We start from the raw sequence: 13,861 nt of genomic DNA on the forward strand, positions 1-13,861 counted from the left end.
TGATATATCAACATTTCTAGAGGGAGGTAATGAAAACGATTTATGGAAAACACAGCATCATGGTGCAAAATATTACAGAACTCCCGGACGTCTTGTTCCCGCTTTTGAAAAAATTGCTGCAAAAAACAATCGAATAAACCACCAAAACATGGCAGAATACAACATGTATTCAAAAAATCAAGAAAATTATTATATAAAGATGCTAATTTTTAAGTAAATACTATTGGTCAATCTGATGAATAGTGTTAAAATAGCGGTGGAAGCGGTTATTTAAAAAAATATAGCTTGCTTCTTGTGGGATGGTGATGAGAATTTAAAAAAATTTTTTGTGGGGAAACAAAGCAGAAGAATTCTAATGATTAGTGATCATTGGGGGTTTTTAAGAAAATGGAAGAAACTTCGTCAAATTTAAAAATCGCATGGCGTGATTTTCACGGACCTAATTTAGGGTATGTCATGGACTTATATGAACAATATTTAGAAGATCCGAATTCTGTTGATGAAGAATTAAGAAACATGTTTGATGCTTGGGGGGCTCCTGAGGCTCTAACTGAACAATCTTATGTAAACTCCTCATCCACTGTAAGCAGAAATTTGTCTTATACGTTTGAAAAGCTGCAAAAAGTAGCAGCTGCTGTAAGGTTTGCAGAGGATATTCGGACATTTGGACATTTGGATGCTTCTATTTATCCTATGGGGATAAAACATAACGAAGAAGATGTTTTGAATGAATCAAGATACGGTCTGACGAAAGAGGACTTAATTGAAATACCGGCCAAATTGTTGAGTCCGTATACTCCTGATCATGTACACAACGGGTACGAAGCGATCCAATATTTAAAAGATGTTTATTCAAAATCGATTGCATTTGAATTTCAGCATGTCCACAATTTTGAAGAGCATGAATGGCTCAACGAAATGGTGGAATCTGGGAAAATTTTCAAAACACTTTCAAAAGAGAAACGCATTTCTCTTTTGAAGCGATTAACAGAAGTTGAAGGATTTGAATCTTTTCTCCATAAAACATTTGTCGGCCAAAAGAGATTCTCCATTGAAGGTGTTGATATGCTCGTTCCGATGCTTGATGAGCTGATTTCTGAAGCTGTGAAAAGCGGAACGACAAATATAAACATCGGAATGGCGCATCGGGGCCGACTAAGCGTGTTGGCTCATGTGTTAGGAAAGCCATTTGAGCTTATTTTCTCTGAGTTCCAGCATGCACCGAACAAAGAATTGGTTCCGTCTGAAGGTTCAATCGGAATCAACTACGGCTGGACCGGAGATGTGAAATATCATTTAGGTGCGGACAGAAAAATTAAAGATCATAATGTTGTTCGTGCACGACTCACGCTAGCGAACAACCCTAGCCATCTAGAGTTTGTGGATCCGATTGTGGAAGGGTATACACGTGCAGCCCAAGATAATCGCAATGTGCGCGGATATCCTGAACAAGATATTCACAAATCCATGGCTGTGTTGATTCACGGCGATGCAGCATTCCCTGGCGAGGGAGTCGTGGCAGAGACTCTTAACCTTAGTCAGTTAAACGGTTACAAAACCGGAGGAACAATCCACATTATCGCCAATAATATGATCGGATTTACGACGGAAAGCCATGATTCTCGATCAACAAAATATGCCAGCGACCTAGCCAAGGGCTTCGAAATTCCGATCGTTCATGTGAATGCGGATGATCCAGAAGCATGTTTGGCAGCTGTTTATATTGCCATTTTGTATCGCAATAAATTCCATAAAGATTTCTTAATTGATTTAATCGGATACCGCCGTTACGGGCATAACGAAATGGATGAGCCTATGGCGACAAATCCGTTGCTTTATGAAAAAATTAAGAAACATGAAACAATTTGCAAATTATATGCTAAACAGCTTGAAAGCGATGGAATTATTTCCTTAGAAGACGCAAGAAAGTTTGAACAAGAAGTGCAGGATCGGCTGAAAAAAGCATACGATAAAGTTCCAAAAAACGAACACCAAGAAGAGGAAATTCATATTCCAGAAACGGTCAGCCATGGTCTGCCAAAAATCGACACGACTGTGCCGGTGGATGTCCTTGACAAAATTAACAAGGAATTAATTACGTTCCCAGAAGGATTCACCGTTTTTAATAAATTGCAAAAAATTCTAGAACGCAGGGCAAAAGTATATGAAGAAGAAAGAAAAGTAGATTGGTCGCTTGCAGAAGCGTTCGCCTTTGCGACAATCTTGAGAGATGGAACTCCGCTTAGAATTACTGGACAAGATTCGGAACGCGGGACTTTTGCTCATAGACATTTAGTCTTGCACGATGTGAAAACAGGCAAAACCTTCTCGCCGCTGCATCGTTTGTCGGATGTTCAAGTATCATTTGCGATTCATAACAGCCCGTTGTCTGAAGTTTCTGTATTGGGATTTGAATACGGATATAACGTATTTTCTCCGGAAACGCTTGTCATTTGGGAAGCACAATTCGGTGATTTTGCAAACGTTGCACAAGTCATATTCGATCAATTTATTTCAGCCGGCAGGGCAAAATGGGGACAAAAATCTGGCCTCGTCATGTTGCTGCCGCATGGATATGAAGGCCAGGGACCGGAACATTCCAGCGGGCGTTTGGAACGGTACTTGACCCTTGCTGCAGAAAACAATTGGACGGTGGCAAATGTAACGACTGCTGCTCAATATTTTCATTTGCTAAGAAGACAAGCAGCGATTTTAACAAAAGAAGAAGTGCGTCCGCTCATCATTATGACACCAAAAAGCTTGCTGCGTAATCCAAATACGGTTTCCGACGTTACAGAGCTGACTGAAGGTCAATTTCAACCGGTTATTGAACAGCCTGGTTTAGGTCAAAATAAAGAAAAAGTAAAACGTTTAATTTTGTGCACTGGCAAAATATCGATAGAATTGGCGAATGGTCTGCAAAAATTAGATCAAAAAGATTTTCTTCATATTGTACGGGTGGAGGAAATTTATCCGTTCCCTGAAGAAGAAATTAAAGAGATTATAGAAAGATACCCTAACTTGCAGGAAATCGTCTGGGTGCAAGAAGAGCCGAAGAATATGGGATCGTGGATTTTCACATATCCGCAATTAAAATCTATTGTGGGTGATAAGCTCGCTGTTAAATATATTGGACGTCCAAGACGGTCAAGCCCTGCAGAAGGAGACCCGACAATTCACAAAAAAGAGCAGAGCCGAATCATAACAGAAGCGCTTACATGGAATGAATGAGGAGGAAATTTAAAAAATGGCTGAAATTAAAGTTCCAGAACTAGCAGAATCCATTTTAGAAGGTACAATTTCTCAATGGTTGAAAAAACCTGGCGATAAAATTGAAAAAGGCGAATACATTCTTGAGCTGGAAACCGATAAGGTCAATGTTGAAATTACTGCTGAACATGCCGGTGTTTTAAAAGAAGTATTTAAAAATGAGGGCGATGTTGTCGAAGTTGGCGAAGTCATCGGAATCATCGATGAAGGCGCAAGTGAAGCTCCACAGGCAAGCAGCCCTCAGCCAGAACAAAAAGTAGAAGCCGCTCCAGAGCAAAATCGAGAGGAGCAAACAGTTCAAGTGGAATCGGAAGAACAGTCTGCAGGCAAACCGCGCCCAATCGCAACACCTGCAGCAAGAAAGCTTGCACGTGAAAAAGGAATCGACTTATCGGCCGTACCGACGGCTGATCCGCTCGGTCGTGTTCGCAAACAAGATATTGCATATTATGAAGCGCCAAAAGCGGAAGAAAAAGCCCCTAATAAACCAAAACCAGAACCGCAAGAAACACAAAAGGCAACGGTTGCAGATCAGAAGCCTGTGGAACGGATCAGAATGTCCCGCAGAAGACAAACCATTGCCAAACGTCTAAAAGAAGTTCAAAATACAGCAGCTATGCTGACAACCTTTAATGAAGTGGATATGACAGCCGTTATGAACATCCGCAAACGGAGAAAAGATCAATTTTTTGAGGAGCATGATGTTCGTTTAGGCTTTATGTCCTTCTTTACAAAAGCAGTTGTCGCAGCCTTGAAAAAATTCCCTCTACTGAATGCGGAAATTCAAGGCGATGAAATTGTGTTGAAAAAATATTATGATATTGGAGTAGCTGTTTCTACAGATGAAGGTTTGGTTGTTCCTGTTGTAAGAGATGCAGATCGCTTAACATTTGCTCAAATCGAGCAAGAAATTGCCGATCTTGCAGCAAAAGCGAGAGCAAATAAACTTGCGCTTTCGGATCTGCAAGGAGGAACATTTACGATAACTAACGGCGGTATTTTCGGATCTTTATTGTCAACACCGATTTTAAATGGACCTCAAGTCGGTATTTTAGGGATGCATAAAATCCAGCTTCGCCCAGTTGCGATTGACGAAGAGCGCATTGAAAACCGTCCGATGATGTATATTGCTTTATCATATGACCACCGTATTATTGACGGAAAAGAAGCTGTCAGCTTCTTGGCAACTGTCAAAAAGCTGTTGGAGGATCCAGAGCAGCTCTTGCTGGAAGGGTAAATCACTAATGAAGGAAGAACGCATTCCGCGTTCTTCTTTTCATATGAAAACGAACGAATGAAGGAGTGGCAAACATGAATCATCTATCATGGAAAAACAAAAAAGCAAATAAAAAAGTTGTATGTTTACATACAAATGCAAAAAAGTATATGGTAAATAATGTATTGACACCTGGACAAACTTATGATGTCTTGAACGAAACGGAAGAGTATTATTTTATTATCGACAATTCCGGAAAAGTAGGCGGGTTTTACAAAGAATATTTTGAAGAGGCAAAATAGCTAATCATCCCTTTATTTTTTCTTACCTTTTTGAGAGGAGGTGTTGTTCGTGTTCGTTTATACTGAAGAGGATATTCGCAACATTGACAATCTGGCAGAAAAAAATGGCCTTTCTTCTATTGTGTTGATGGAAAACGCCGGGCGCTCTTTATTTCAAAAGCTTGTTTCGTATGTAAAAAAAGATGATCGCATTTTAATATTGTCCGGTAAAGGCAACAACGGCGGAGATGGAATTGTTTTGGCCAGATATTTAAAACAAAACGGCTACCATGCCGATCTTTCTTTTCCGCTTGGGGCACCGAAAAGTGAAGCAGCGAAGCATCATTTCGCTTTTTATAAAAACAGCGGTTTTCTCGAAACAGCCGAATATGAACAAAATCATTACCAAGTCATCGTTGACGCTTTGCTGGGGGTCGGTGCAAGGCATCCGCTAAGAGATGATGTGAAAAACATCATTGAATGGATTAATGGACAAAACGCTTTTGTCGTTTCCGTTGATGTTCCTTCAGGAGTTTTATCCGACACCGGAGAAGCGTCGATAGCGGTTAAAGCAAACGTCACCATCAGCATCCACGGATATAAGCGATCAGCCTTTTTGCTGCCTTCTTCATCTTTTTACGGAAAAAAGGAAGTTGTGTCCATCGGCCTGAAGGAAGAAGGGAAATGGAAGGTCTGGACAGAAAAAGATGTGAAGCAAACATGGCCGAACCATCCGTCTTTTTCCCATAAAGGCACTTTTGGAACAGGCTATTTAATTGCTGGCTCCGACGAAATGCCGGGAAGTGTGCTTCTTGCTGCGAAAGGAGCTATGAGGGCAGGAATTGGCAAGCTTGTGATCGGCACAACACCCTTTGTAGCGGGGGCCATCGCCGGGCAAATTCCTGAAGCAACTTATTTTTTTGAAGGTCTCATAAAAGCAGGAGATGGTGAATTCCCGGAAAAGCTGTCAGTATGTGCAATTGGACCAGGTATCGTTCCTGGAGAAGAGACCGAAAAAGCCATTCAATCCATCTTACAAAACGATTGGCCTGTTGTGCTGGATGCCGGTGCGTTACAAAAACGCACATATCCGAAAAATAGACAACATCCTATTGTGTTAACACCGCATCCGGGGGAATTTAGCCGTTTAATCGATCAGCCGATCAGCTATATACAAAAGAACAGAATCGAAGCTGCTTCTAAATTTGCCGTTGAAGAAAATGTCATTGTTGTTTTAAAAGGCCAATATACAGTGATTGCATTTCCGGATGGAACAGGAATGATCAATCCAACTGGAAACATTGCTTTGGGCAAAGGCGGGAGCGGAGATGCATTAACGGGAATCATCGCTGCTTTTTTGTCCTATTATGAGAACAAAAAAGCAGCTGTGGCAAATGCAGTCTATTTACACGGTTTATGTGCAGATCTGTTTGTAAAAACGAAAGGTGTAAGATCAATGCTTGCGGGCGATATTCCAGACATTTTGCCGGAAGTGATGAAACGATTCGAATAGCCTTATCAATATGGCTTCCAAATGACTTTTTTTGCAGTTTGAAATCTTTGTTCCACTTCTGGCCAGTTGACGATTTTCCAAAAATTATCGATATATTTTTGCCGATCGTTTTTATATTGCAAGTAGTATGCATGCTCCCAAACATCTAATACAAGAAGAGGAATGACATCCCATTGGCTTAAGTTTTGATGCTTTTCCGCCTGCAATATTTCCAATCTTCTTGAACGGGGGGACCATACTAATATCGCCCAGCCTCCGCCTTCGACTGCTTTTGCAGCTTCGCTGAAATGCTTTTTAAATGCTTGAAAGCTTCCGAATGAATTTTTGATCGCTTCCTTTAATTCACCTTTTGGCTCGCCCCCGCCTTTTGGGTTCATGACATTCCAAAAAATTGTATGCAAATAGTGGCCTGCCCCATTGAAAGCTGCTTCCCGTTCCCAATGTTTAATCAATGAAAAATCTCCTGTTCTCCGTGCTTTTTCCATTTCGATTTCCGCCTTGTTTAAACCGTCTACATAGCTTTGATGGTGTTTCAAGTGGTGAAGCCTCATGATTTCTTCTGAAATATACGGCTCAAGCGCATTGTATCGATAGGGAAGAGGAGGGAGCTTATGTTGTCCTATCGGCACAGCCAAAGACCGGTCATCTTCACCTTCAATAAATGATCTGAATTCATCATACAATTGATTCGCCTGTTCATAAAGTTCGCTTTCTGAAACGGACTCGGCTTTGTCCAGCTCTGTTTTGAAACGGATTATTTTTTCCTCGAATTCGCTTGCAAAAGGGTGTTCTGAAATGATGTTTCCATAAAGATCATCACACCATTTTTTTAATTCATTAATATACGATTCACTCAAGACAACAAAATCCTCCTTTTCATTCAATCGTCCAGAATACTATATGAAGCAATTTGCAAAAGGGTGAACTAAAAGAAGCGCGTCTTTTTTTAGATGGAAGAGGGGACTCCTTAAAGCGGTTTTTCACCAATTAAAAACGGATGATTTTTTAAAGACGTGTATTTTTTTTGTGAGAGGAGAGGCTGGATGGGAAGAATTTTGTTTGTAAATACTCGGTCTTGTTATGAAAAAAGAGCAGCTGCCTGAATTATGTATGAAAAATGCCATGCATATCAATGCAAAATAAGATCAGGGGATTGTCCCAAAAGGATACATCCATTGGAATTCAATAATCAAGAAATGCTGATATATCAGCATTACTGAACATGAAAAGGGGGATCCAATGCCGTGAAATCAACTAATTGGACGGCCCCTTAAGTTCAATCTGCCCAAACATCGTTCATTGAACAGTATACTTTTCATCTTTTCAAACAAGCACGTCAGCTTCTTTAGCTTTTTTGGGAACTAATAGACAAACTCTACTTTAATGACAGAAGTAAGTACATTCAAATTTCATTTTAACAACAAATACTACTTCTTGATTAGATCTGCCATCATAACAAAAATTTTATCATCATACGCATTTTCATCCTGCTTTAAAATGTCGTCTATATATTTTTGGTATTCCTTTACAAAAGGCTATAACAAAGTCCGTGAAATGACAATCCAGTACTTTTTGTTTGCTTGAATCATAATACAACAATCAATAAACAGACGATTTTGGGATTTTTTTAATGTGATATTTTAAAGCATTCTCAAAGCTTCTACGGTCCCTTGAACTATTTTTCATTACTGAATTTGATCAAGTAATCTCCGATATCTAATAAAAGACCATCACGGAATGTTGTTTTTGTCCCTTTTCAACAATATACATATATAATCTTTTGTAGAAATAAAAGGATAGCTCAAAAGGAGCATCTTTTGTATCCTCATATTCTTCAATCTCAAATAATAGCTTCATCTGTCTATACACCCTTTAAATTCATTTTGTTTACTATTTGTACAGATTTCATATATTTAAATTACTTGATTTATCCCGTTACTTGGTTTTCCTTTAAAGATTTCATAATCCTCTTCATTTCTGTTTTTGAAAGATTTTTAGAAACAATGTTCATTTTATATCGCGATTTTCCCTGTAATTCCTTTTTGATGCTGTGCGTCCTTTAATTTGTAAAAAGCAGAGAAGACAACGCTTTTTTCAATTTAAAGCCGAACAGGGAAGGGGTGTTCTGCTGTATTATGGACAATTACTGTTTCTGTTGTTTTTCACAGAGGAAATGCCCGAGCTTTTCTCAATGCAGAAAGTACTAAAGCAGGCGGAACTCAACCTTTTAGGAGAAGTTCTCGACAACTGGAAAGCCCCACAGAAATCATTTTCTGTGGGGCATAGATATTGTTTTTTAGACAGGCGCTATTCTGAATTATATATTTTAATTTAAGCTAATCCACACGCTTTTTACTTCTGTATAGTTGTTCAAAGCATATGAACCCATTTCGCGACCGATACCTGATTGTTTGTATCCGCCAAACGGAGAAGCTGCATCAAATACATTATAACAGTTGACCCAAACAGTTCCTGCTCTCAAGCGATTGGCGACATAGTGAGCGTTGGCCACATCTCTCGTCCATAAACCGGCAGCTAAGCCGTATTCGCTGTTGTTTGCCCGATCAATAACTTCATCTAAATCTTCAAAAGGCAATGCAGCAATGACCGGACCGAATATTTCCTCTTTGGCAATTGTCATTTTATCTTCAACATCAGCAAAAATTGTAGGAGTGACAAAATACCCTTTTTCAGATGGCGTAGATCCGCCGGTCACAACTTCTGCGCCTTCTTCAATTCCTTTTTCAATATAATTCAACACTCTTGACTGCTGCTCTTCAGATACGAGCGGCCCCATTTCCGTTTCCGGATTCAGTCCAAAGCCTTGGCGGATATTTTTGGCATGGGAGGCCATATCTGCTAATACATTATCGTAATGTTTTTTCTGAATAAACACACGAGAACCTGCACAGCATACTTGACCTTGATTAAACATTACACCGTTTAATGCACCTGGAATCGCTTTTGACAGATCAGCATCCGGCAAAATAATATTCGGCGATTTGCCTCCTAATTCCAGCGTAACTCGCTTCAGTGAACGTGCGGCATTTTTCATTATCAGCTTGCCGACTTCTGTCGATCCGGTAAAAGCAATTTTATCTACCAGAGGATGATCAACAATCGCTTGCCCAGCTGTTTCCCCAAAGCCCGGTACTATGTTGATAACCCCAGGTGGGAAACCTGCTTCTTCAATAAGCTCTGCTAAATAAAGGGCTGAAAGTGGAGTTTGTTCTGCAGGCTTCAAAACGACTGTACAACCAGTTGCAAGAGCGGCACCAAGTTTCCACATTGCCATTAGAAGCGGGAAGTTCCATGGAATAATCTGGCCGACAACACCAACAGGTTCATGTCTTGTATAATTGAAAAATGGTCCGTTGACAGGAATGGTCTGCCCGACTATTTTTGTAGACCATCCGGCATAGTAACGCAAGTGTTCAATGGCTAACGGAATATCTGCATTTCTAGTTTCCCGGATCGGTTTTCCGTTATCCAGCGTTTCCAGCTGAGCTAGTTCTTCTTTGTTTTCTTCCAGTAAATCCGCCAGTTTGTACAATAATCGGCTTCGTTCAGCAGCTGATATTTTGGACCATGGCCCGCTGTCAAAAGCAGCTCTTGCCGCACGGACAGCACGGTCAATATCTTCTTTGTCCGCTTCATAAACCGTTGCAAGAGTTTCTCCAGTTGCTGGATTAGGAGTGTCAAACGTTTTGCCGGAAACGCTTTCGACAAATTCACCATTAATGTACAACTTTTTTTTCCCTTTTAGAAACTCCGCTACTTTCCCTTCAACATTAGCGATTAATTGACTCATCGATCATCCTCCTAATTTTTTTTTCGTTGTGTAAACTCTGGATGAACGAAATACAGTTTTATAATAAAGGAAAATTCAGAATATTTCAACCCATTTTTTAAAAATTACCAAAAATCTCCTGACCAACAACTGCTGGATGGCCGCAGAAAACTTAAGAAAACAACTTTATTTCAGTCATCAAGACAAACTATTTAAGAATAATCGTATAAAGAGAAATGAACTTCAAAGAGGTGATGACTATGAATGAGAAGCATCAAAAATCTTTTACGACCGTAAAATCATATCGTCCTTTTCATAGCAGATATGATCCATGTAAACCAATCGGTGTCAAATACTATTCCACACCGCCAAACCTTTTCCTCGGTTTTCAGCCGCCGAACTTGCAGCAATTTTCCGCAAAAGAAGCATTAAAAAAAGGGACTCTTTGGCGATTTTTTTATGACTATTACGAAAATCCGTATGAGAAAAAAGGGAGGTAGCCAAAATGAAGGAGCTTCCTCAAGAGTACTATCAGCTCCTTGAAGAAATTCAAGCGGCTGATTTCGTGCTTGTTGAATTATCGCTTTATCTAGACACTCATCCAAATGATATAGAAGCAATCCAGCAATTTAACCAATATGCCCAATACTCAAAACAATTGAAGCAAATGTTTGAATCAAAATTCGGTGCGCTGCAGCAATTTGGAAACAGCTTTTCAGACGCGAACTGGAGCTGGGGAACGATGCCGTGGCCATGGCAAGTATAGCTTTAGCCCGTTTAACTATACTCATACGATGAAAGGAGAAAGAACATGTGGTTTTATGAAAAAAAACTACAATATCCTGTCAGGGTGAGTACGTGCAACCCAAAACTTGCAAAATATTTAATTGAACAATACGGCGGAGCAGATGGAGAACTTGCCGCCGCCCTTCGCTATTTGAATCAAAGATACACAATTCCCGACAAAGTAGTAGGCCTTTTAACGGACATTGGTACAGAAGAATTTGCTCATTTAGAGATGATCGCAACAATGGTGTATAAATTGACGAAAGATGCGACGCCAGAACAATTAAAGGAAGCAGGACTAGGCGAACATTATGTCAATCATGACAGCGCCTTGTTTTATAACAACGCTGCCGGAGTGCCATGGACTGCGACTTATATTCAAGCAAAAGGGGATCCAATAGCTGATTTGTATGAGGATATAGCTGCCGAGGAAAAAGCAAGGGCTACTTATCAATGGATTATCGATATGTCAGATGATCCTGACTTAAACGACGGATTAAGATTTTTACGTGAAAGGGAAATTGTTCATTCACAACGTTTTCGTGAGGCGGTGGAAATTTTAAAAGAAGAACGGGACCGTAAAAAAATTTTTTAAAGAGGCTCAAGGAGCTTTCCAATTAGACATACTTTCGTCTATTGGATGCTCCTTTTATGCTTCTGGCAGAACCATTGTTTGCAATATTCAAGATTGACAGCATGTACGAACTTTTTTACTTTCTTTCTTCCAAAAGGAATAAAACAAGCAGCTGAAGAAAAAACTGTAAAATCGATCAATTGAAGCTGTTCACGTACAAAAATAGTGTATTTTGCATTACTTAATCCATTTTCTTTAGCCCATGAATAAAATTCAAAATCATATCCTCCTTTGTAAAGGAGAAGGATATTTTTAGTGAATTTATAAAAACATAGACATAATTTAAAAAACAATTTTATAAATGACTAGACAAATTTTTATATTTGTATATAATTTTAATTGAAAACGGTATCATTAAATTAAAGTAAAGGGGTTGAATCAACGATGAAACGAATTCTTTTAGCCTGCAGTTCAGGGATGTCTACGAGTTTGCTAGTAACAAAAATGCAAGAGTATGCGAAGTCGATTGGGGAAGAAGCAGAAATTTGGGCTGTAGGACAAGATCAAGCGAAAAAAGAAATGGAGAAAGCGGATGTTGTTTTAATTGGTCCGCAAATGAGCTTTTTAAAAAGTGAACTTCAAAAAGAAGCTGAAAAATATGGAATTAAAGTAGATGTTATTGATATGGTGGCATACGGAATGGCAGACGGGAAAAAAGCGTATGAACAAGCGTTAAAATTAATGGGGGAAAAATAATGGAAAAAGTGGATATTCAACAATTAACGAACGAGAAAATTGCGTTTCAGCTCATTCTTCATAGCGGAAATGCGCGCAGCAAAATCATTCAATCTCTTCGCGAATATCGTGTTGGAAACAAAGAAGCTGCAGATCAGCTGCTAAAAGGAGCGGAAGAGGACTTAAGTTTAGCTCACGATATTCACTTTCAAATGATCCAAAAAGAAGCAGGCGGTCAAAATACGGAGATTACGCTATTGCTGATGCATGCGGAGGACCATTTAATGTCGACGCTGTCTATGAAGGAGTTAGTAAAAGAGATGATTGAGTTGTTTAAAGAAAAAAACTTATAAAAGGGGGTTGTGTTGTATGAACCAAGTTTTTGAAAGGGTAAGTAAAATATTGATCCCGATTGCTGGGAAATTAAATAACAATCGTTATTTACAAGTATTGCGCGATGCGTTTATGTTGGCGTTCCCGCTTACGGTTTTCGGATCTATCGCTGTCGTTATTGCCAACTTGCCATTTCTTGATAAAGTAATGAGCGAAGGCGCCTTAAACACGATGCGTTCGATTTTAAACGTCGCTCCAAGCGCAACAATGGAAGTCATGACGATTTTTGTTGTATTCGGTATCGGTTATTACTTGTCTAAAAGTTACGATGTGGAAGGAGTTTTCGGGGGTGCCATCGCGCTTGCTTCTTTCTTCATTTTAACACCGTTTGTTTTAAATGTGGAAGGAAAAGAAGCGGTACAAGGTGTCATTCCGCTTGACCGCTTGGGGGCTAAAGGAATGTTCCTTGGTATGATTACAGCCTTTGTCGCTGCGGAGATTTACCGGAAAGTCGTGCAAAAAAATATTACCATTAAAATGCCGGCGGGAGTGCCACCAGCAGTCTCGAAATCGTTTGCGGCTCTTATTCCTGCGGTAGTGACACTCACCGTTTTCCTTGTCATCAATACTATTGTAACACAATTATTTAAAACAAACATGCATGACGTCATTTATAATGCAGTACAAGCGCCGTTAGTCGGCTTAGGAAGCGGCATTATTCCAACACTTATTGCGATTTTTGTGACACAAATTTTATGGTTTTTCGGGTTGCACGGGCAAATTATCATTAACTCTGTGATGGACCCGATTTGGAATACGTTATCTCTTGAAAACTTAAATGCGTATACGAAAACAGGAGAAGTTCCGCACGTTATCAGCAAACAGTTTATCGAAATTTATACGGTTGGTATGGGTGGAACTGGAATGACTCTTGCCGTCATCTTTGCCATTCTTTTCTTCATGAAAAGCAAGCAGATGAAACAAGTGGCTAAATTGGGACTTGGACCAGGAATTTTTAACGTCAATGAGCCTATTATTTTCGGTTTGCCAGTGATAATGAATCCGCTTGTTATCGTTCCATGGATTCTTGCGCCGATGGTTGTTACGTTTGTCACTTATTTAGCGATGTCTTCCGGCCTTGTACCGCCGCCAACAGGAGTGGCAGTGCCGTGGACGGTGCCGATCTTTATTAACGGAATCATGGCGACAAACTCGCTGGCAGGAGGACTTTTGCAATTAGTAAACTTTACGATTGTACTTGTTATTTGGTTCCCGTTCTTAAAATTTATTGACCGAATGAACTTGCAAAAAGAAAGGGAAGAAAGAGAAGCTACAAAGAACGCGTCATAAAGAGGTGAAGATC

The 13,861-nt window shown here is 39.8% G+C and carries 12 protein-coding genes; 10 read left to right on the forward strand and 2 right to left on the reverse strand.

The window, feature by feature from the left end; genetic code table 11:
* The first annotated feature begins 387 nt into the window (after nt 1–387).
* From sucA to NSQ44_RS08130, 4 genes are all read left to right on the forward strand, one after another.
* The gene (sucA, locus tag NSQ44_RS08115) at nt 388–3,231 is read left to right on the forward strand and encodes a 2-oxoglutarate dehydrogenase E1 component (RefSeq protein ID WP_340856454.1); all 2,844 of its coding nucleotides are present in this window, start codon (nt 388–390) and stop codon (nt 3,229–3,231) included.
* 16 nt (nt 3,232–3,247) lie between these two features.
* A complete protein-coding gene (odhB, locus tag NSQ44_RS08120; RefSeq protein WP_063389708.1) occupies nt 3,248–4,507 on the forward strand; it encodes a 2-oxoglutarate dehydrogenase complex dihydrolipoyllysine-residue succinyltransferase in 1,260 nt (419 codons plus the stop codon).
* Nucleotides 4,508–4,581: 74 nt separating this feature from the next.
* Nucleotides 4,582–4,788: a DUF6501 family protein gene (locus NSQ44_RS08125; protein ID WP_063389709.1), complete on the forward strand. Its 207-nt coding sequence runs from the start codon at nt 4,582–4,584 to the stop codon at nt 4,786–4,788.
* Nucleotides 4,789–4,837: 49 nt separating this feature from the next.
* Nucleotides 4,838–6,280, forward strand: a complete 1,443-nt coding sequence (locus tag NSQ44_RS08130; RefSeq protein ID WP_340856456.1) for an NAD(P)H-hydrate dehydratase — start codon at nt 4,838–4,840, stop codon at nt 6,278–6,280.
* A gap of 5 nt (nt 6,281–6,285) precedes the next feature.
* On the opposite strand, the gene NSQ44_RS08135 is transcribed toward NSQ44_RS08130, so the two are convergent.
* On the reverse strand, nt 6,286–7,137 hold the full coding sequence (locus NSQ44_RS08135; protein WP_082830427.1) for a superoxide dismutase: 852 nt from the start codon (nt 7,135–7,137) through the stop codon (nt 6,286–6,288).
* A gap of 1,469 nt (nt 7,138–8,606) precedes the next feature.
* The gene (locus tag NSQ44_RS08140) at nt 8,607–10,091 is read right to left on the reverse strand and encodes an aldehyde dehydrogenase family protein (protein ID WP_063389712.1); all 1,485 of its coding nucleotides are present in this window, start codon (nt 10,089–10,091) and stop codon (nt 8,607–8,609) included.
* 239 nt (nt 10,092–10,330) lie between these two features.
* Here NSQ44_RS08140 and NSQ44_RS08145 point away from each other — a divergent pair, with 239 nt between their 5' ends.
* From NSQ44_RS08145 to celB, 6 genes are all read left to right on the forward strand, one after another.
* A complete protein-coding gene (locus tag NSQ44_RS08145; protein ID WP_063389713.1) occupies nt 10,331–10,570 on the forward strand; it encodes a spore coat associated protein CotJA in 240 nt (79 codons plus the stop codon).
* Nucleotides 10,571–10,575: 5 nt separating this feature from the next.
* Nucleotides 10,576–10,836 (forward strand): spore coat protein CotJB, encoded by a 261-nt coding sequence (locus tag NSQ44_RS08150; RefSeq protein WP_063389714.1) that lies wholly within the window; start codon nt 10,576–10,578, stop codon nt 10,834–10,836.
* 45 nt (nt 10,837–10,881) lie between these two features.
* The gene (gene cotJC, locus NSQ44_RS08155) at nt 10,882–11,451 is read left to right on the forward strand and encodes a spore coat protein CotJC (RefSeq protein WP_340856458.1); all 570 of its coding nucleotides are present in this window, start codon (nt 10,882–10,884) and stop codon (nt 11,449–11,451) included.
* Nucleotides 11,452–11,874: 423 nt separating this feature from the next.
* Nucleotides 11,875–12,186 carry a PTS sugar transporter subunit IIB gene (locus tag NSQ44_RS08160; protein WP_013400991.1) on the forward strand — a complete coding sequence of 104 codons (312 nt, stop codon included), beginning with the start codon at nt 11,875–11,877 and terminating at the stop codon, nt 12,184–12,186.
* Nucleotides 12,186–12,518, forward strand: a complete 333-nt coding sequence (locus NSQ44_RS08165; protein WP_340856466.1) for a PTS lactose/cellobiose transporter subunit IIA — start codon at nt 12,186–12,188, stop codon at nt 12,516–12,518. The genes NSQ44_RS08160 and NSQ44_RS08165 overlap by 1 nt, the downstream gene beginning before the upstream one ends.
* Nucleotides 12,519–12,534: 16 nt before the next feature.
* A complete protein-coding gene (gene celB / locus NSQ44_RS08170) occupies nt 12,535–13,848 on the forward strand; it encodes a PTS cellobiose transporter subunit IIC (protein WP_340856468.1) in 1,314 nt (437 codons plus the stop codon).
* Nucleotides 13,849–13,861 lie beyond the last annotated feature (13 nt).

The sequence above is a fragment of the Aeribacillus sp. FSL M8-0254 genome, assembly GCF_038008845.1.
In the GTDB taxonomy this organism is placed as follows: Bacteria; Bacillota; Bacilli; order Bacillales; family Aeribacillaceae; genus Aeribacillus; species Aeribacillus composti.